General features: G+C 48.9%; 21 protein-coding genes. 11 read left to right on the top strand and 10 right to left on the bottom strand.

What is annotated here, in order from left to right; genetic code table 11:
* Positions 1 to 29 precede the first annotated feature (29 nt).
* Complete coding sequence (locus tag KNO76_RS02955; RefSeq protein ID WP_214882364.1) at positions 30 to 974, top strand: F510_1955 family glycosylhydrolase; 945 nt, start codon at positions 30 to 32, stop codon at positions 972 to 974.
* An 18-nt stretch (positions 975 to 992) separates the two neighbouring features.
* Here the strand turns inward: KNO76_RS02955 and KNO76_RS02950 are convergent, their stop codons facing one another.
* The 3 genes from KNO76_RS02950 to KNO76_RS02940 are packed head-to-tail and all read right to left on the bottom strand — an operon-like array spanning position 993 to position 3,442.
* On the bottom strand, positions 993 to 2,402 hold the full coding sequence (locus tag KNO76_RS02950) for a sensor histidine kinase (protein ID WP_214882361.1): 1,410 nt from the start codon (positions 2,400 to 2,402) through the stop codon (positions 993 to 995).
* Positions 2,399 to 3,073, bottom strand: a complete 675-nt coding sequence (locus tag KNO76_RS02945; RefSeq protein WP_026825147.1) for a response regulator transcription factor — start codon at positions 3,071 to 3,073, stop codon at positions 2,399 to 2,401. Before KNO76_RS02945 ends, KNO76_RS02950 begins: the two co-directional genes overlap by 4 nt.
* 30 nt (positions 3,074 to 3,103) lie before the next feature.
* A complete protein-coding gene (locus KNO76_RS02940; protein ID WP_214882358.1) occupies positions 3,104 to 3,442 on the bottom strand; it encodes a hypothetical protein in 339 nt (112 codons plus the stop codon).
* Between the two features lie 169 nt (positions 3,443 to 3,611).
* On the opposite strand from KNO76_RS02940, the gene KNO76_RS02935 reads away from it, so the two are divergent.
* Positions 3,612 to 4,088, top strand: coding sequence for a DUF305 domain-containing protein (locus KNO76_RS02935; RefSeq protein WP_214882355.1), 477 nt, complete (start codon positions 3,612 to 3,614; stop codon positions 4,086 to 4,088).
* A 199-nt stretch (positions 4,089 to 4,287) separates the two neighbouring features.
* Entirely contained in the window at positions 4,288 to 5,004 is a 717-nt protein-coding gene (locus tag KNO76_RS02930) for a peptidoglycan DD-metalloendopeptidase family protein (RefSeq protein ID WP_214882352.1), read from the top strand.
* A 46-nt stretch (positions 5,005 to 5,050) separates the two neighbouring features.
* On the opposite strand, the gene KNO76_RS02925 is transcribed toward KNO76_RS02930, so the two are convergent.
* Together KNO76_RS02925 and KNO76_RS02920 are read right to left on the bottom strand one after the other, a co-directional pair.
* Entirely contained in the window at positions 5,051 to 5,212 is a 162-nt protein-coding gene (locus KNO76_RS02925) for a hypothetical protein (protein ID WP_161634144.1), read from the bottom strand.
* 89 nt (positions 5,213 to 5,301) lie between these two features.
* A complete protein-coding gene (locus KNO76_RS02920; protein WP_214703203.1) occupies positions 5,302 to 6,219 on the bottom strand; it encodes a TerC family protein in 918 nt (305 codons plus the stop codon).
* Between the two features lie 148 nt (positions 6,220 to 6,367).
* On the opposite strand from KNO76_RS02920, the gene KNO76_RS02915 reads away from it, so the two are divergent.
* Positions 6,368 to 7,225 carry an SDR family oxidoreductase gene (locus tag KNO76_RS02915; RefSeq protein ID WP_214703204.1) on the top strand — a complete coding sequence of 286 codons (858 nt, stop codon included), beginning with the start codon at positions 6,368 to 6,370 and terminating at the stop codon, positions 7,223 to 7,225.
* 38 nt (positions 7,226 to 7,263) lie between these two features.
* On the opposite strand, the gene KNO76_RS02910 is transcribed toward KNO76_RS02915, so the two are convergent.
* From KNO76_RS02910 to KNO76_RS02895, 4 genes are all read right to left on the bottom strand, one after another.
* Positions 7,264 to 8,796 carry a methyl-accepting chemotaxis protein gene (locus KNO76_RS02910; RefSeq protein ID WP_214878666.1) on the bottom strand — a complete coding sequence of 511 codons (1,533 nt, stop codon included), beginning with the start codon at positions 8,794 to 8,796 and terminating at the stop codon, positions 7,264 to 7,266.
* Positions 8,797 to 8,925: 129 nt separating this feature from the next.
* Positions 8,926 to 9,567 carry a TVP38/TMEM64 family protein gene (locus tag KNO76_RS02905; protein ID WP_214882349.1) on the bottom strand — a complete coding sequence of 214 codons (642 nt, stop codon included), beginning with the start codon at positions 9,565 to 9,567 and terminating at the stop codon, positions 8,926 to 8,928.
* A 78-nt stretch (positions 9,568 to 9,645) separates the two neighbouring features.
* Complete coding sequence (locus KNO76_RS02900) at positions 9,646 to 10,077, bottom strand: DUF1801 domain-containing protein (RefSeq protein WP_214882347.1); 432 nt, start codon at positions 10,075 to 10,077, stop codon at positions 9,646 to 9,648.
* Positions 10,074 to 10,430 (bottom strand): DUF2200 domain-containing protein, encoded by a 357-nt coding sequence (locus tag KNO76_RS02895; protein ID WP_214882344.1) that lies wholly within the window; start codon positions 10,428 to 10,430, stop codon positions 10,074 to 10,076. The genes KNO76_RS02900 and KNO76_RS02895 overlap by 4 nt, the downstream gene beginning before the upstream one ends.
* A gap of 115 nt (positions 10,431 to 10,545) precedes the next feature.
* Here KNO76_RS02895 and KNO76_RS02890 point away from each other — a divergent pair, with 115 nt between their 5' ends.
* Together KNO76_RS02890 and KNO76_RS02885 are read left to right on the top strand one after the other, a co-directional pair.
* Positions 10,546 to 10,998 (top strand): MarR family winged helix-turn-helix transcriptional regulator, encoded by a 453-nt coding sequence (locus KNO76_RS02890; protein WP_214882341.1) that lies wholly within the window; start codon positions 10,546 to 10,548, stop codon positions 10,996 to 10,998.
* 13 nt (positions 10,999 to 11,011) lie between these two features.
* Positions 11,012 to 11,524: a GNAT family N-acetyltransferase gene (locus KNO76_RS02885; RefSeq protein WP_074035808.1), complete on the top strand. Its 513-nt coding sequence runs from the start codon at positions 11,012 to 11,014 to the stop codon at positions 11,522 to 11,524.
* A 51-nt stretch (positions 11,525 to 11,575) separates the two neighbouring features.
* Here KNO76_RS02885 and KNO76_RS02880 read toward each other — a convergent pair whose 3' ends face one another.
* The gene (locus KNO76_RS02880; protein WP_353047862.1) at positions 11,576 to 12,187 is read right to left on the bottom strand and encodes a haloacid dehalogenase type II; all 612 of its coding nucleotides are present in this window, start codon (positions 12,185 to 12,187) and stop codon (positions 11,576 to 11,578) included.
* Between the two features lie 71 nt (positions 12,188 to 12,258).
* On the opposite strand from KNO76_RS02880, the gene KNO76_RS02875 reads away from it, so the two are divergent.
* From KNO76_RS02875 to KNO76_RS02855, 5 genes are all read left to right on the top strand, one after another.
* Positions 12,259 to 12,852 (top strand): FMN-binding negative transcriptional regulator, encoded by a 594-nt coding sequence (locus KNO76_RS02875; protein WP_214882338.1) that lies wholly within the window; start codon positions 12,259 to 12,261, stop codon positions 12,850 to 12,852.
* 155 nt (positions 12,853 to 13,007) lie between these two features.
* Positions 13,008 to 14,039 carry an iron-siderophore ABC transporter substrate-binding protein gene (locus KNO76_RS02870; protein WP_214882625.1) on the top strand — a complete coding sequence of 344 codons (1,032 nt, stop codon included), beginning with the start codon at positions 13,008 to 13,010 and terminating at the stop codon, positions 14,037 to 14,039.
* Positions 14,040 to 14,059: 20 nt separating this feature from the next.
* A complete protein-coding gene (locus KNO76_RS02865) occupies positions 14,060 to 15,061 on the top strand; it encodes a FecCD family ABC transporter permease (RefSeq protein ID WP_483297384.1) in 1,002 nt (333 codons plus the stop codon).
* Entirely contained in the window at positions 15,058 to 16,089 is a 1,032-nt protein-coding gene (locus tag KNO76_RS02860; protein WP_214882335.1) for a FecCD family ABC transporter permease, read from the top strand. Before KNO76_RS02865 ends, KNO76_RS02860 begins: the two co-directional genes overlap by 4 nt.
* Positions 16,090 to 16,926, top strand: a complete 837-nt coding sequence (locus KNO76_RS02855) for an ABC transporter ATP-binding protein (protein WP_214882333.1) — start codon at positions 16,090 to 16,092, stop codon at positions 16,924 to 16,926.
* The last annotated feature ends 33 nt before the right edge of the window (positions 16,927 to 16,959 follow it).

Genomic DNA, 16,959 nt, shown 5'->3' with positions numbered 1-16,959 from the left:
GATGGGATGCTAATGATGGAGGGATTGAGATGAAACGAACGTTTATGCTATCACTATTACTGACTCCCCTGCTCTTGTCGGCGTGTGGAGCAGAAGAGGAACCATCGGATACAAATCAATCAGAAAACGAAACGACAGCGACACAGGACATGTGGCAACGCGTGGGAGCGGATGAAATGGTCTCCCACATCCACGGGGCAGGATTTTGGCAAGACGACGAACGTCCTGTCATCGCAACTCATGCCGGGTTGATGGAATATCGAGAAGACGGTTGGTATACGCTTCCGACAAATCGCCATGACTATATGGGGTTTGAAGTCGTCGAGGATGGATTTTATGCGAGCGGTCACCCCGATCGTCGGACAGATTTCAAAAATCCACTTGGGGTCATGCATGGAAAAAATCATGGGGTGGTACTCGAGAGTCGGTCGCTTGAAGGAGAGGCAGATTTTCACTATATGAGCGCCGGTTATGCCACAGGTATACTCTACGTTTATCTGGAAGAAGCGACCTCGGAGCTAGAACCGGGATTTTATCGTTCCATCGATGGTGGGAGCTCATTTGAACCGATGCAGGTGCAAGGAATAGAGGAAGCGCAAGTGGCAGGTATCGTCGCCGATGCGACGGATGCGGAGCGCGTCTTCTTGTACGGGCCGTCCGGCATCCTCGTTTCGAATGACTCTGGAGATTCGTTCGAGCCACTTGTTGAAGCAGAACAAGTTGTCACGGTCGGAGCGGATGAGGGACAGTTGGCCTACGTACGACAGACAGATGGTTCTTTCGAAGGGGTTCGTTTCAACTTAGACGATGAGTCGACAGAGACGTTCAACCTTCCAGAGCTTCAAGCGGATGCTGTGCCAATCAAATTGGCAGTCAAAGAGGAGCGCATGTTGCTCGTCACATCGGATAACAGCGTATATGAGTTTACAGACGGGGAATGGGAGATGCGCCTCGACAAAGGTGAGCTCAACTGATCAAAAGACGCCTTTCCATTAAAGGATAGGCGTCTTTTTGTCGAGTGGAAGCATGATGGTGAAAGAAGTGCCCGATGCGTCAGACGTGACTGTCAATTCTCCGCCGTGACGGTTGACGATTTGGTCAGCGATGGCGAGTCCGAGTCCACTGCCACCGGTCTGTCGGGACCGTGATTTTTCCACACGATACAGGCGGTCAAAAATGTGAGGTAAATCTTTTTCAGGAATGCCTTTCCCATTGTCTGTAATGGTCAGGATCAGGTGAGTGTCCGTGACGTTTGAGCGTAGGGAGACATGAGAGGCCTCACTATGTTCAATCGCATTATGGGCGATGGAGCGGAAGACTTGGAGCATCCGGTGCCGATCCAATGTAAGAGCGATGTCTTGTTGTCCCGTGTTCGGTGCAGCATCGAAGTGAATCGTCGTCATCCGGAACATCGTATCGAGCATTCGACGTAAGTCCACACAAAACGTCGTGACGGTCACTTCTTCTCGGTGCAACAAGAATGTGTTTTCATCGAGCTGTGCCAATTGAAACGCATTTTCGACGAGCTCTGTGAGCGACCGGCTCTCATCTAAAATCGTTTGAATCGACTGTTTGCGTAATGATTCGGGCGTGCCTTCTTTCGAAGCGATTTCGGCGTAACCCCTCAAGTAAGTGAGAGGGGTCTTGATTTCATGCGATAGGTCGGATAAAAACTGACGACGTTCCCGCCGTAGTCTTGATAGTTCCACTGACATCGATTCGATGGCACGCGCTAATTCACCGATTTCGTCGACACGATTCGTCGGTAACCGTAAATCGTCTGGGTTTGTCAATACGTTCTCCGTTGCTTGTTTCAATGATTGAATTGGTTTTGAAATCAATCGACTCAAGAGGATGAACGTCAAGACGGTCGTTACGAGCGCGATCGCCGTGATATATAGGAATCGCCACTGGAGCCGATGGCTAATTCCATGAATGATTTCGGTCGGTAAAAACATATAGACGTATCCATACCGTCTGTCGGTATCATCTGTGATTGGCGTACGAACGCTCAAATACGGTTCGTTTTCCCAGTCGTCCTCTAGGACAGTCGTGTCGTCGAAGGGGCCAGTTTGTTTTTTAGAATCGACTGTATCGGCAAGGACTTGGGGAAAGAAGCGTGAAGTCTGAAGAAGATGATGCGTGGGATCAGTGATGGCGACTTTCGTATCGGTCTCACTTTCCATGGTCGCTACATGATCAATCGTCTCTTCGGAAAAATTCATTGCTAATACGCTCGCATGGCTCTCGGCCCGAGATTCGAGGCGATTGATTTCTTCTACAACGCGTTCGCCGAGAAGCGTGTGATAGAGGAGAAGAAACAACACACCTTCAATCAATAGGGTTGATAGGAGAAAGACGAGGCTGATGCGAAACGGTAGACTGTTACGACTTCGCTTCATCCGGAACGCTCCTCGGTCCATCGATATCCACGTCCCCATACCGTCTTTAAATAATCATCAATCGGAAATCCTGCATCTCCTAACTTTTCTCGAATCATACGAATATGCGCATCAACTGTGCGAGGGTCGGATTCTGCAGAGTAGGGCCAGACGAGATCAAATAAATCTAGGCGATTGAAGAGTCGATTCGGGTGCTGAAGGAACAGTTTCAAGATGGCCGTCGCTTTCGGTGTGAGGACAATCTCTTGTTCTTCATACAAAACGCGTCCGCTCTCCTCATCGTAACGAAGTGGTCCGTATTGGATGTTGACGACACGGGTCCGGCGCAAGACGGCACGAATACGAGCGAGGAGCACGTTACCATCGAACGGTTTGGTGACGTAATCATCCGCTCCAGCATCTAATCCTTGGATGGTCGTCTCATTGTCTGAACGTGCCGTCAACAAGACGACAGGTAATGCAGGATCCATCGTCTTTAACTGACGACAAAGTGAGATCCCATCTACTTCTGGCATCATAATATCTAAAAGGACGAGATCCGGTCGCTCTTCGATTTTGTCGAGTGCGGAACGGGCATCGCTCGCCTCGATGCAAGAGTACCCGTCACCCTCAAGAAACAAACGAATCAAATGTCTCATTTTTTCTTCATCGTCTACAATGAGAATCTTCATCTTGTACTCCTCCTTTCTTTATTCTTATTATTATCGTTCCGCGTGCTTCACGTGATTTCCTTCCGTGGCGAAAAGAGTCTGTAGTTGTTCACATGCGCGCGTGACGTCTCGACAGTAAATGACGGGAACTCTCGCATCAATCGGGCGATCCGTGACAATGGCGACTGCCCCGTTCCGAATGGCCGCCTTCACTAAATCGACACCCCGTTCATTAATCGGACGTTTGCATACATATAAAAAAGTTCTTTTTATTTTTTCTGGTGTCGTTCCGATGCCGTGAATCGCCATCTCTTCAGGACGGTCGAGATACGACCAAGATAAGACAGAATCCAATGTTGCCAATACATCACGTAACGTCAGCTCTTGCATTGTCGTTCCCCTTCCTTGCATAATCTCAATTTCACTAGTGTACCCGACGTTTGTGAAAAAGAAGTGAAAGTTTAGAAGAACACATCAAGCATAAGAATATTTAGGTTTGAGTTTAATACAGGTAGGTAAAACTATTTCTACACACATAACTTAAGAAAGGGTGAACGAAATGAAATCGTACGGTAAATTTGGAATTATGATTGCAGTCTCGACATTCCTGATGTATTGGCTCATGTATTTGAACGTCTTTCAAATTAATCATATCTTCTTTAGTCAGACCAGGTTATATATGGCACTCATCATGGGATCAGTCATGGCATTCGTCATGCTTCTCTTCATGTGGGGAATGTATAAGAATAAAACCCTTAACTTTATCATTCTAGGTGTCAGCGCTCTCGTCTTCAGTGCCTCGCTTTGGCTCGTACGTAGCCAGACGACCGTCGATGATGTCAGTTGGATGAAAGCGATGATCCCTCACCACTCGATTGCCATTTTGACAAGTGAACGCGCTGAAATTGAAGACCCACGCGTGAAAGAATTGTCTGAAGAAATCATCAAGGCACAGCGCCGTGAAATTGAAGAGATGAAGCGATTGATTGAAGATTTAGAGGATGAAGAGGAGAACGCCGAGGAAAATCGTGAGTAACAGACATGCACAGTCGAAAACGGCTGTGCATTTTTTGTATGTTGAAAAGGAAAAATAAAGAAAGTAAGTTATAATTTGTTTTCCTTTATTTGAAATATAAATGACATATTTGTCGGTTCGTTTTGGTGGTAAAATTTTTTCAGTTAGATAATATAAAAAATAAAAATTTAAATACATAATTGAAAGGATTTACCACATCATGAAACGAAAGATGCTCTCTCTCTTCTGTGCAGTCTTACTCACCATGGTAATCTTCACTCCACCCAGTATCCCTGCTGAAGCGGCGACCATGTATTATGTCAAAGTCACGACCAACAGTTTAAACGTCCGTTCGGGTCCAGGCACGATGTATAAGATTGTCGGTAGCGCGAAGTTGGGACAGTCGTTCAAATATCTCGGCGTGGGCGGGGGATGGACGAAAATCAATTTCAACGGGACATCCCGCTACGTATCGAGTACATATGTGAAGAAGTATAGTGTCTCCACGCTTTCAACGACATCGACTGCGAAGATGATCATCCCGACAAAAGGGACGTTGACACAAAAGTATGGTCCTGCGAGCGGGCAGTACGGTTATACGTTCCATAACGGCATCGACTTGGCTGCTCCAAGAGGAACACCGGTCGTGGCAGCCGCGTCTGGACAAGTCATTGTCTCCCGAAACTACGGGGCGTACGGGAATCACATCATGATGACCCATCAGTTAAATGGCCAAACCTACATCACGGTATACGCACACCTCGACCGCCTCCATGTCGTCAATGGACAGACGGTCACAAAAGGGGCGACGATCGGAGCCGTCGGGAATACCGGCAACTCGTTCGGGAACCATCTCCATTTCGAAGTACACCGGAACAGCTATGTATATAGCAGTTCAGCGCCTGCCAACAGTATCAATCCATATACGATGTTTTGACGCAAAAGCACGCGCTCCCCAATCGATGGGGGCGCGTGCTTTTTGGTTAGTGGATCGTTGTTCGTTTGTTTCGTCCGAGTTGGTTGGCAACGATGAGGCTCGCGCCAAGAACGACACCGAACACTAATCCGAATAAGTTGTTGAAGAGTAACATGAGGATGATCCCGAAGACGAGACCGATACTCATGAGGCCAATCCGATCAAACATAGTGAATCCCCTTTTCTGTAGTTGTGCACCTCAATGATTACCCGAGAATTTCAAAGAAAGAACACCTACGAAATGGATCGATTGATTCATTATACGTGTTTGTCCGAACTAGGTTTCGTTTTGTAGAAACTATAGAGAACGCTAATCAAGATGACGAGAACGATTGTCCCGAGCGACATCCAGATCGGCATCTTGTACACATCACCTAAAATCATCTTCGCCCCGATAAAGACGAGCATGAAACTGAGGCCGTGCTTCAAGTAATAGAAGCGGTCGATCAAGTTGGCGAGAACGAAGTAGAGACTACGAAGTCCAAGAATCGCCATGATATTCGCATAGAAGATGATATACGGGTCACGCGAATACACGAAGCTCGCGGCGACCGAATCGACGGCGAAGACGATATCTGACAACTCGATGAAGATGAGCGCGATGAAGAGCGGTGTGAAGAACAACTTCCCGTTGATCCGTTTCGTGAACTTCCCAGATGAAATGTCTTGTGTGATCGGAAGGCGTCGTTCGAGCCAACGAATCGTCTTATTTTCTTCAAGTGACTCGTCTTTCCCGATATTTTTATACATCACCCAACCCGTATAGACGAGGAACGCTCCGAACACGTAGTACACCCAACCGAAGTTTTCTAACAACGATACCCCAGCGACGATGAAGACGGCGCGGAAAAGAATCGCTCCGAGAATCCCCCAGAACAACACTTTGTGCTGATACTTGAGCGGGATGGCGAAGTAGGCAAAGACGAGCGAGAAGACGAACACGTTATCAATCGCGAGTGCCTTCTCGATGAAGTATACGCTCGCATATTCCGTCGCGGCCGTACTGCCTTGCGTGTAGAACAACCATCCCCCGATTACGAGGGCAATCCCAATCCAGACAAACGTCCATGTCCATGCCTCGTGGAGCGAGACTTCGTGTGCCTTGCGGTGGAACACCCCGAGGTCAAGCGCGAGCATGAAGATGACGATGAGTAAAAACCCGATGAGTAGGGTCAACAACAATTCATCCTTTTAAGTTCATATGAACCTTTATATCGTTAATTTAAGTTCGAATGAACTTAAAGTCAAGTGTTATTTTGTTATCGAGTTAATTGCATGTAGAGAACGGGAATATATTCTGAAGCATGAGAAAGGGGATGGCCGCATGAAATATTTAGTCACCGGAGCAACGGGTAAACTAGGCTCAAAAATTGTGGAGGAGCTACTCAAATCAATTGATACGAGTGATTTAGCTGTCAGTGTACGGAATCCAGAGAAAGCCGCTTCACTCAAAGAGCGCGGGGTCGATGTGCGACATGGTGACTTCGATCAGCCGGACACACTCGATGAAGCGTTCAAAGGTGTCGAGCGTCTGTTGATTATCTCGGCAGATGGTGATAACGACACGCGAATTCGTCAACATACGAACGCGGTCGAGGCGGCAAAACGGGCTGATGTTTCATTCATCGCCTACACGAGTCTCGCCGATGCGACAGACAGTGAGAACTTGATGGCACCTCCACACGTCGTCACCGAGGAAGCAATCGTGGAATCAGGGATACCTTACGCGTTCTTACGGAACAACTGGTACTTAGAGAACGAGTTGTCGAGTATGCAAGCAGTTGTTGACGGGGCACCGTGGATCACGGCGGCTCGGGACGGGAAAGTCGGTTGGGCACTGCAACAAGATTATGCAGAAGCTGCGGCGAATGTCCTGTTGAAAGAACAGCAGGAGAGTGCTGTCTATGAATTGTCTGGACCACTTCATACCCAGCAAGATCTTGTAGACGCACTCAGTGAAGTGTTAGGCCGTGAAGTGATGATGCAAGAGCTGAGCCTCGAGGCATACGAAGAGACGATGCGTGGGGCAGGGATGCCCGATGACCTGGTCGCACTTCTTGCTGGCATTCAACGAAGCATCCGTCAAGGAACGCTCGAGATTCACGAGAGCGACTTTGAACCGGTTCTCGGACGTCCGGTCACACCGCTTCAAGAAGGAATTCGTCAATTACTCGATCGATAATACAAATGCCCCCGACCGCTTGGTCGAGGGCATTTGTATTACGTGCGTGATGCGTGATCTTCGAGTTGTGTCGTCACATCTTCAAGTACGTTCGCCGTGATGGCAAGACGGTCTGACATCGAACTGAGCTCTTTTTGGACGGCGACCTGTTCTTCCGTTGCGGCGGCCACGTGATGAATCTGTTGTTGCAGTTCGCTTGAAGCGTGTTTCGTTGATTCGAGGCGTGTTTCGAGCGTCTCCATCTGCGTGGTCACGAGTTGTCTCGTTTCTTGAATCGACGCGATTTGTGCATCGATTTCGGACACGTCTTCAGTGAGGCGACCGAAGACGGCCGTCACGTCATTTGTGACGGTTTGACAGTTCTCTGTTGCTTGTTTGAAAAGGTGAGCCGATTTCGACACGACCGTCGTATCATCCATCAATCCACCGAGGACACGGGTCATCTCGGATGCATATTCGCGTGACTGGGCGGCGAGCTTCCCGACTTCAGAAGCGACGACGGCAAAGCCACGACCAGCTTCTCCGGCACGAGCCGCTTCAATGGATGCGTTCAAGGCGAGCATATTCGTCTGTTCACTGATTGAGCCGACTTGCTGCAAGATGCCTTGGATTTCAGAGGAACGATTCGTCATCGTTGCGACGATCTGCTCGAGTTGCTCGGATTCCGTGATGATTTCATGTACTTTTTCTTCCATGAGACGCATATCCGTATTCCCAGAGAGGGCGTCTTTGGCGATGCGGGAAGAGGCTGCTGCCGTTTGCGCCATCCGTTCCTGGATGAGTGCTGTCAGGGAACGAATCGATTGAATTTCATCAGCCCCTTGCACCATGGAAGCTTGTTGGGACGAGGCGTGCGCGACAATCGGGTCGACCGTGATGGCAATCTGTTCACCAGATTCGAGTGACTGGTTCGCAGCCGATTCGAGTTCTTCCGCGTGACTATTTAAGGACTGAACGAGGGAACTGACGTCTTGAATCGCTTGTCGCAATAACTGTCGCGTCTCCTGCTCGTGCGCCTTGACACGTTCCGTCTCTTTGTTGCGGAAATGAATCTGGGCGACGAGTACGGCACTGAGCAGAATCAAGTACACGGCGTGGACGAGCAGTAGGCTAAAAGGATAATCGCTCGTCCCACAGATGAGTGCCGGGAATAAAAAATATCCCGCCAAATGTTGAACTGCGAAGATGCCTGCACTATATAAAATCAAGTCGATTCGACGCATGAACGACAAAATCGCCAAGACGACAAAAATCGAGAAGTGATATTCAACGAGTCCTTGTCCACCGGCGACCGTCGAGATGCTCGCGAAGGTGAGCGTGAGCATCATCCAATACGGGAACGTTTTATCTTCTCTTTTTAGGCTGACGAGCATCATTCCGAAGAAGACGAGTGGGAGTGCGAAGAGCACCCACGTCACACTTGAATACACATAGTCATCTGCGCCGTTTCGTAAAATCGTATACGTATAAGCAAATTCCGTGAAACGGTGAAGCAAATGGACGACAACCGACGTCATTACAATCAATAACGTCGTCAACAACATCAACTGATTTCGTTTCGTAAAACTCATGTTTCTTTCCTCACATTCTCGTTTTCATTTGTTGTAGCTCTATACATATCGGAAGAAGTTCACAGAAGTTTATTCTATTTACACATTCACGGCACAAAAAAAGAGCATGATGCTCCTTTTCATGAGTTTTCAATTCAACCCAAGCCACTTTTTAACAGGCTCACGGAAGATATATGTGACAACAATCAACCCGGTGAAGACGAGCGTGGCGATGAAAATCGTGGTGACACTACCTGAAGCGAGGCTTGCTCCAAGAAAACTATAAGCGAACGTACCTGGAATCATGCCGAGCACGGTCGCCGGGACGAAGGCACGGAAACGGACGCGTGAGATTCCGCCGGCGTAGCTGAGTAAGTCAAAACTGACGAGCGGGATCAGTCGTAGGACAAATACATATAAAAACCCCCGGCGCTCCATCTGGGTGAACAGTTTCTCTGACCACGGATAACGGTCAACATTGATAACCGAGCGACCGAAAAAGCGCCCCATAACGTAACCGGTCGTCGCAGCAGCGGTCGCACCGATGATGATATAGAGGACTCCTGGCCATACGCCGAACGCGAGACCGGCTCCAAGTGACAGCACAGATGTCGGTAAAAAGGCGACCGGCCCGATGGCATAAAGAAAAATAAAGAAGAGTGGACCCCAAAATCCAAATGATAAGACGATGTCCCGGATGTCAGACGGACGCAACTCATAATGGAAATGAGTGATATAAAACAACGTGCCGAATACGAGTAAAAACAAAGTGATTTTTAGCCAACGTGGCATGAGGCGTCCCTCCTTTTTTCTAAGCATACCGTAAACTCAGCTCATGAAAGAATACGAATGTGCGAAAAAACCGAAGCGTTAGCCTCGGTTTCTTTCATAGCGCTGAATCCATTCCTCGACAGTCATCTTCTCGACGAGTTCCCCAACTAAGTCAAACGGGATCCGTTTCACGTTATTGAAACGGATACAGCTTTTTCCCATATCAAGTTTCGTCGGGACACGACTGGCATACTCCCGTTCGAACCAAGCGATTAATTCAGGGTCAGCGTAAATGCCCATGTGATACAGTCCGACATGGCGCTTTTGCGCGATTACACTGATAAACGGGAGCGGGGTACCCGGTGTGACATGATACCCGGACGGATATCGATCGAGTGGAACGACGTAATGGACACCATGTCCGTCCGTCGTTTTTTCAAATCCGCCAGGTAAATGATCGTGGATAACTTCAATCAGATGAATAAATGAATCGAGTCGTTCTTCGTCGACGAGTGTCGTCACGTCCATCATGATTCGCCTCCTCGTAAAATTTTCTCCATTTTCTTTCCTTTTGCCAACTCATCGATGAGTTTGTCCAAATAACGAATCTCGCGCATGAGCGGTTCTTCTACGTTCTCGACGCGGACCCCACAGACGATGCCTTTGATGAGGGTGCGGTCTTCGTTGAGACGAGGTGCGGCAGAGAAGAATGTGTCAAAATCAACCCCATCAGCAATTTGACGCTCGAGTCCGAATTCATCATACCCGGTCAACCACTCAATGATGGTGTCGACTTCTTCTTTCGTGCGTCCTTTCCGTTCCGCTTTGGCGACGTAGAGTGGATAAACGCTCGCGAAACTCGTCGTATAGATTCGGTGACCCATCTCTAATTCATCTCCTTCTTAGCGAAAATTCTTACTTTCATTCTCTCACAAATTACGATATGCTTATATAAAGTATTTTGTTGCATTTGCAACAAAGCGATAGAGGTGTCTCATAATGCATGACCATTTACGAGAGATCGGGATGATTGCGCGTGCCCTCGATTCAATCAGCAACATTGAATTTAAGGCACTCGGTTTAGAAAAAGGGAAGTACTTGTACATCGTTAGGATTTTTGAACACCCAGGTATCATTCAAGAACGGCTAGCAGAGTTGATTAAGGTAGACAGGACGACCGCCGCACGTGCCATCAAGAAACTGGAGCAAGAAGGATGGATTGAGAGGCGGTCAGATCTTGATAATCAGAAAATCAGACGTTTATACGTGACGGAGAAAGGACAGGTATTGTACCCGCTCATCATTCGCGAACACGAATATTCTACATCGGTCGCATTATCAGGATTCGACGAGAAAGAAAGTGAGGAGTTGTTACGCCTTTTGAAAAGAGTACGAAGTAATGTTGAAACAGATTGGACCGAAGTGAAGAAAGGTAAGCATCGAGAATACTGAGAGGAGCGAGAACATGATTGAAATCTCAAAAGTGACAGACGTAGAAGCCTTACGTCACATTAGCATCCAGACATTTACGGAGACGTTCGCACGTCACAACACAGAAGAACATTTGAACGCTTACTTAGAAAAAGCGTATGCGCCTGAGCAGTTGCAGCATGAGTTGGCACATCCCGATTCTTATTTTTATTTTGCACATGTAAAAGGTGAGTTGGCAGGCTATTTGAAAGTGAACGTACGCGATGCTCAATCTGAACCGATGGGCGAAGATGCGATTGAAATCGAACGAATCTACGTATTAGAAGCGTTTCAAGGTCAAGGGGTGGGGAAAGCGTTATTTACTCAAGCAACCGAATTGACGAAGGAACTACACAAACGAAAGATGTGGCTCGGCGTATGGGAACATAATGAAAGAGCGATTCAATTTTATCGACGAAACGGGTTCGGACAAACGGGTGTCCACACATTCTTTATGGGAGAGGATGCACAAAACGACCTCATTTTCATGAGGCCGTTCACGGACTAAAGCCATTCTGACAAGTTGTTCAAGTTCGGATAGATGGCATTTGGTTCTATATCAAATGCTTTCAAATGGTAAGTCATTCCGATTGATCCAGGCCGCATGGAATCCAAAATTTTTCGCCCCGGCGATGTCCCAGCCGTTCGAGGATAAAAAGAGCACCTCGTCACGACGAAGACCGGACGTCTTGAACCAGTGCATGTAGGCGGCAGGCGTCGGTTTCGGTTGTTTGATGCCGTCAACGCTGACAACTTCATCGAAATAATCACTAAGACTGGCGTTGTGAAGCAATGCCTTGAGCATCTCGTCCGTCCCGTTCGAGAGGATGACGGTCTTCACGTCATGCAGCTCTTTTAGGACCGACTCGACCTCTTCATACGGGGTGAGGTGCGCATACGATGCGATCAGACGTTGTTCAATTTCCTCCGTCGATGTTGCGTCATGCACGGCGAGCGCGTAACGGAGTGCGTCCTGGGTCACTGTATCGAAATCTTCATAACGCCCCATCATGTGCCGCCAAAAGAAATACTCGAGTTGTTTCGTCCGCCATACTTGGCTGATGGCTGCTCCCTTTTCAGGGAACTCTTGTTCACAGGCATCCTTCACCGAATGGACGTCGAATAAGGTGCCGTATACGTCAAAGACGATGGCTTTAATCGTTGGTTTCATAAATAACATTCCTCCTTCTGTGTCGTTATACCCGACTTGATCAGAACATAATAGGAGAAAGGGGGTCCGGCATGTATATTCCAAATCAATATTCCGTCAAAGAGCGAGCTGAGATTTACGCATTTCTCCATGCCCATCCGTTCGGTACGATCGTGACTCATGATGGGGACAAACCGATTGCGACACATGTCCCGTTACGATTCGATGAGGCGAACAGTCAATTGACGACGCATATTGCGAAAGCGAATCCGCAGTGGCGAACGATTGAAAATCAAACCGTTCTCGTCATATTTCAAGGACCAAACGCTTACGTGTCGGCGTCATGGTACGGCCATGAGGACGTTTCGACATGGAACTATCAAGCCGTACACGTGTACGGACGTGCGACGATTCTCAATGAGAAAGAATTAGTGGAGGAACTTTCAGGATTGCTCCAAGAGCATGAAGGGGAACGTGAGCATGCAGTGCGTTGGGATACATTATCAGAACCAGTAAAACGGCAAATGCACGGCGTCGTCGGGTTTCGGATCGACATCACGGATATGCAGGCGACGTTCAAGTTGAGCCAAAACCGAAACGACGTGGACCATGAACGGATCGTATCGGAGCTTGAAAAACAAGATGAACCGATCGCGGACGTCATGCGACAACATCGAAAGTCCTGATAAACCTGTCCTAAAACGACAGGTTTTTTCATTTTTCTATATCGAATAGCAGTTGACACGAAGGAATAGCAAGTCTATACTCATAACTGATAATGATTATCAGTATCGAGAAAATAGAGAAGTTGAAAAAGGAGAAGAAACACGTGAACAAGACAATGAAGAAGTGGTTACATATGTTTATTTTTGCTTCAGCGTTTGCACTCATCTTAGCCGGCTGTGGTTCGGAAGAAGCTGAGAACGCTTCCACGAACGAAGGGACAGAAGAATCAGCAGAAGGATATCCAATCACAATCGAGCATGCGTTCGGTGAGACTGTCATCGAAGAAAAACCAGAGCGTGTCGCAACGATTTCGTGGGGAAACCATGATGTCGCACTTGCACTCGATGTCGTACCGGTCGGATTTTCAGCTGCGAACTACGGTGTCCAAGATGATAGCGGGATGCTCCCATGGACAGCAGAGAAGTTGACAGCGCTTGGCGAAGAGAACCCGAACATCTATCAAGACACGGACGGATTAGACTTTGAAGCAATCGCAGATTCAAATCCAGATGTCATCTTGGCCGCCTACTCAGGCATCACGCAAGAAGACTATGACACGCTTAGCCAAATCGCACCGGTCGTGGCATATCAAGAAACACCTTGGGTCACCTCATGGCAAGACATGGTTCGTTATGACTCGCTCGCAATGGGACTTGGTGAAGAAGGTGAACAGTTAATCAAAGACACGGAGCAGTTGATTACTGACAAAGCGACAGCCGTTCCTGAGATTGCTGGAAAGAAAGCCGCTTTCGTCTCGATGAGTGCAGAAGATCTTTCAAAATTCTATATCTATACAACAGGTGATCCTCGTGGTGCCTTCATCGAAGAACTCGGCATGGAGTACCCACAAAACATTGTCGACGAGGCTGAAAAAGAAAATAGCTTCTATCTCGAGTTCAGCAAAGAGAACGCCGACATTTTGAACGACGTCGACATCTTCGTCGCATACGGAAATGAAGACACGTTGAAGGCGCTTCAAGCAGACCCGCTTTACAGTAAAGTACCAGCCATCGAACGCGGATCGGTCGTATTGATTGAAGACAACACGCCACTCGCAGCGGCTGGAACACCGACGCCACTCTCGATTGAATATACGATTGATGAGTACGTTTCACGCGTATCGGATGCCCTTGCGAAAGTAAAATGATGCAAAATCAGGTGAAACAGATGTATACCCCGAAGTACTTCCCGCTCCTGTTAGTTGGGACGCTCGTACTGACGGTGCTATGCATCGTGGCATCCCTTGCCTTCGGCTCTCGAACAGTCGGGTGGAATGAACTGCTGGACGGTTTATTCCGTCCGGCTGTTCAGTCGTATGAGGCAGACATTGTCCGGGAGCGGGTCGTCCGGACAATTTTCAGTTTTATGTGTGGCGCAGCACTCGGTGTGGCGGGTGCACTCATGCAGTCGGTGACGCGTAACCCGATCGCTGACCCGAGTATTCTTGGGGTCAACACGGGAGCGGCCCTCGCCGTCGTCATTGGAATCGCGTTCTTCAACATCGCGACGGCGAGTGCGTTCATCTGGTTTGCGCTTGTCGGGGCGCTATTGACGGCCATTTTCGTTTTCGGCATCGGTTCACTCGGAAGGGGAGGGGCGACCCCGCTCAAACTCGTCTTGGCGGGAGCGGCGACAAGTGCAGCATTATCGTCGCTCGTCATGGCTCTTATGATTCCACGCTCAAACGTCATGGACCAATTCCGCTTTTGGCAAGTGGGGAGTGTCGGTGCGGGAAATCTGGATTCGATTTATACATTTTTACCGTTTCTTCTAATCGGTCTCGTGATTGCGGTAGTGACCGCACCTTCCTTGAACGCACTTGCGCTCGGGGAGGAGATGGCGAAGAGTCTTGGTGTTCGGACGGGGACATTGAAGTTGACCGCCTCGTTCGCAGGCGTGATTCTGTGTGGGGCTGCGACGGCACTCGCTGGACCGATTGGGTTTATCGGACTTCTCGCCCCGCATTTGATTCGACTCGTGCTCGGTCCTGACCAACGCTACCTCATGCCGATGTCTGCCTTGGCAGGTGCCATCATTCTGACCTTCTCGGATGTCATCGGACGTTTGCTTGGAAGTCCGGGTGAACTTGAGGTCGGGATTGTGACGGCGTTCATCGGGGCACCAATCTTGATTCTATTGACAATGAAAGTGAAAGTAAGAGGACTATGATGCAACCAGCGATTGAACAAATCAGACAAGGTCGCATGAAGCGACGCCGTCGTTATGTCGGGATGACGCTTCTTTTGACCATCATAGCGGTAGCATTGAGCGGGTTGATGCTCATGTTGGGCAATACGATTTATCCCGTTCAAGATGTCATCCGCGTCTTGCTCGGGGAAGACGTAAAAGGAGCGACGTTCGCCGTAGAGGTACTTCGTCTCCCGCGTATGCTCGCCGGCGTCTTCGCCGGAGCGGCATTCGGGGCCGCGGGAACGATTTTCCAAACGATGCTCCGTAACCCGCTCGCCAACCCGAACGTCATCGGAATCACGACCGGTTCGAGTGCGGCGGCTGTCTTCTGTATCGTCGTCCTTCAGTCGAGTGAGGCCATCATCTCGATTGCCTCGATTATCGGAGGGCTCGTCACCGTGCTCGTCATCTATTTCCTATCCAAAGGTGCCGCGTTCTCCATTGGTCGTCTCGTATTAGTGGGGATTGGGATTCAAGCGATGCTCACAGCCGTTATCAACTATTTACTGCTAATCAGCCGACAAAACGATGTCGCGATGGCGATGCGATGGTTGACAGGAAGTTTAAATGGGGCGAAACTTGAGGAGTTGCCACCTTTAATCATCACGGTACTCATCTGTTTACCGATTGTACTGTTACTTACCCGTCAGCTTGAAATGCTCGAGCTGGGAGAAATGGCGGCGACAGGGCTTGGAATCAACACGAACCAGACCAGACTTCTACTCATTGTGGCGGCAGTATTCATGCTCGCCCTTGCAACAGCGACAACGGGACCGATTGCGTTTATTGCCTTCTTGGCAGGGCCCATCGCGAAACGTCTCGTCGGAATGAACCATGCGGGAATCCTCCCAGCGGCGCTTGTCGGGATTATCTTAGTGCTCGCGGCTGACCTCGTCGGACAATTCGCCTTCACGGCACGTTATCCGGTCGGTGTCATCACCGGCATCATCGGCGCGCCTTATCTCTTATACTTGTTGATTCGGATGAACCAGAAAGGGGACTTCTAAATGGCAACCATTATGAAAGTGGAACATCTCACCTCAGGATACGAGGACAAGATGATTTTGAACGATATCAGCCTTGAAATTCCGAGCAATCAGATCAGCATCATCATCGGTGCGAACGGTTGCGGGAAGTCGACGCTACTGAAGACGATGGCACGCCTCATCAAACCGAGTGCCGGTCAAGTGACGCTTTATGACAAGCCGATCTCGAAGATGGCACCGAAAAAGCTAGCGCGTATCCTCGGGATGTTGCCACAGTCCCCGGTCGTACCGGAAGGCATCACGGTCGCCGATCTCGTCGGTCGCGGCCGTTATCCGCATCAATCATTCTTGAAGGGGTGGACGAAAGCCGATTACGAGGCTGTCGCTGAAGCGATGGAGATGATGAACATCACCGAGTTCGCGGACCGTCCGATTGATGAGTTGTCAGGCGGACAGCGTCAACGCGTCTGGATTGCGATGGCACTTGCCCAACAGACGGACGTCCTCTTTTTAGATGAACCGACGACATATCTAGATATCACATATCAAGTCGAAATTCTCGACTTGTTGACGGACTTGAACCGAAAGTACGGGACGACGATCGTCATGGTGCTTCACGATATCAACTTGTCGGCGCGTTATGCGGACTATATCTTGGCACTCGATAAAGGGAAGTTGATTGCCGAAGGGAAGCCATCGAACGTCATCACGTGTGATTTGATTCATCGGGTCTTCAACCTTCGCTGCTCGGTCATGTGTGACCCGGTATCCGGTTCACCGTCCGTCATTCCGATTGGTCGTCATCACGTGCAGACAGAAACAGAAGAAGCGCCCGTCGCGCAACTTGAATTGGTATAACTACGTATAGAGAGTCAAGAAGGGGTGAGCGCT

It is taken from the genome of Exiguobacterium sp. s101 (assembly GCF_018617835.1).
In the GTDB taxonomy this organism is placed as follows: Bacteria; Bacillota; Bacilli; order Exiguobacteriales; family Exiguobacteriaceae; genus Exiguobacterium; species Exiguobacterium marinum.
Note: the sequence above shows the minus strand (reverse complement) of the source record. Positions and strands in the feature narration are given on the sequence as shown.

Bases quoted from the DNA above. Each gene is read 5' to 3' on its own strand.
- KNO76_RS02955 (WP_214882364.1), top strand. From the start codon at position 30: ATGAAACGAACGTTTATGCTATCACTATTACTGACTCCCCTGCTCTTG.
- KNO76_RS02950 (WP_214882361.1), bottom strand. From the start codon at position 2,402: ATGAAGCGAAGTCGTAACAGTCTACCGTTTCGCATCAGCCTCGTCTTT.
- KNO76_RS02945 (WP_026825147.1), bottom strand. From the start codon at position 3,073: ATGAAGATTCTCATTGTAGACGATGAAGAAAAAATGAGACATTTGATT.
- KNO76_RS02940 (WP_214882358.1), bottom strand. From the start codon at position 3,442: ATGCAAGAGCTGACGTTACGTGATGTATTGGCAACATTGGATTCTGTC.
- KNO76_RS02935 (WP_214882355.1), top strand. From the start codon at position 3,612: ATGAAATCGTACGGTAAATTTGGAATTATGATTGCAGTCTCGACATTC.
- KNO76_RS02930 (WP_214882352.1), top strand. From the start codon at position 4,288: ATGAAACGAAAGATGCTCTCTCTCTTCTGTGCAGTCTTACTCACCATG.
- KNO76_RS02925 (WP_161634144.1), bottom strand. From the start codon at position 5,212: ATGTTTGATCGGATTGGCCTCATGAGTATCGGTCTCGTCTTCGGGATC.
- KNO76_RS02915 (WP_214703204.1), top strand. From the start codon at position 6,368: ATGAAATATTTAGTCACCGGAGCAACGGGTAAACTAGGCTCAAAAATT.
- KNO76_RS02910 (WP_214878666.1), bottom strand. From the start codon at position 8,796: ATGAGTTTTACGAAACGAAATCAGTTGATGTTGTTGACGACGTTATTG.
- KNO76_RS02905 (WP_214882349.1), bottom strand. From the start codon at position 9,567: ATGCCACGTTGGCTAAAAATCACTTTGTTTTTACTCGTATTCGGCACG.
- KNO76_RS02900 (WP_214882347.1), bottom strand. From the start codon at position 10,077: ATGATGGACGTGACGACACTCGTCGACGAAGAACGACTCGATTCATTT.
- KNO76_RS02895 (WP_214882344.1), bottom strand. From the start codon at position 10,430: ATGGGTCACCGAATCTATACGACGAGTTTCGCGAGCGTTTATCCACTC.
- KNO76_RS02890 (WP_214882341.1), top strand. From the start codon at position 10,546: ATGCATGACCATTTACGAGAGATCGGGATGATTGCGCGTGCCCTCGAT.
- KNO76_RS02885 (WP_074035808.1), top strand. From the start codon at position 11,012: ATGATTGAAATCTCAAAAGTGACAGACGTAGAAGCCTTACGTCACATT.
- KNO76_RS02880 (WP_353047862.1), bottom strand. From the start codon at position 12,187: ATGAAACCAACGATTAAAGCCATCGTCTTTGACGTATACGGCACCTTA.
- KNO76_RS02875 (WP_214882338.1), top strand. From the start codon at position 12,259: ATGTATATTCCAAATCAATATTCCGTCAAAGAGCGAGCTGAGATTTAC.
- KNO76_RS02870 (WP_214882625.1), top strand. From the start codon at position 13,008: ATGAAGAAGTGGTTACATATGTTTATTTTTGCTTCAGCGTTTGCACTC.
- KNO76_RS02865 (WP_483297384.1), top strand. From the start codon at position 14,060: ATGTATACCCCGAAGTACTTCCCGCTCCTGTTAGTTGGGACGCTCGTA.
- KNO76_RS02860 (WP_214882335.1), top strand. From the start codon at position 15,058: ATGATGCAACCAGCGATTGAACAAATCAGACAAGGTCGCATGAAGCGA.
- KNO76_RS02855 (WP_214882333.1), top strand. From the start codon at position 16,090: ATGGCAACCATTATGAAAGTGGAACATCTCACCTCAGGATACGAGGAC.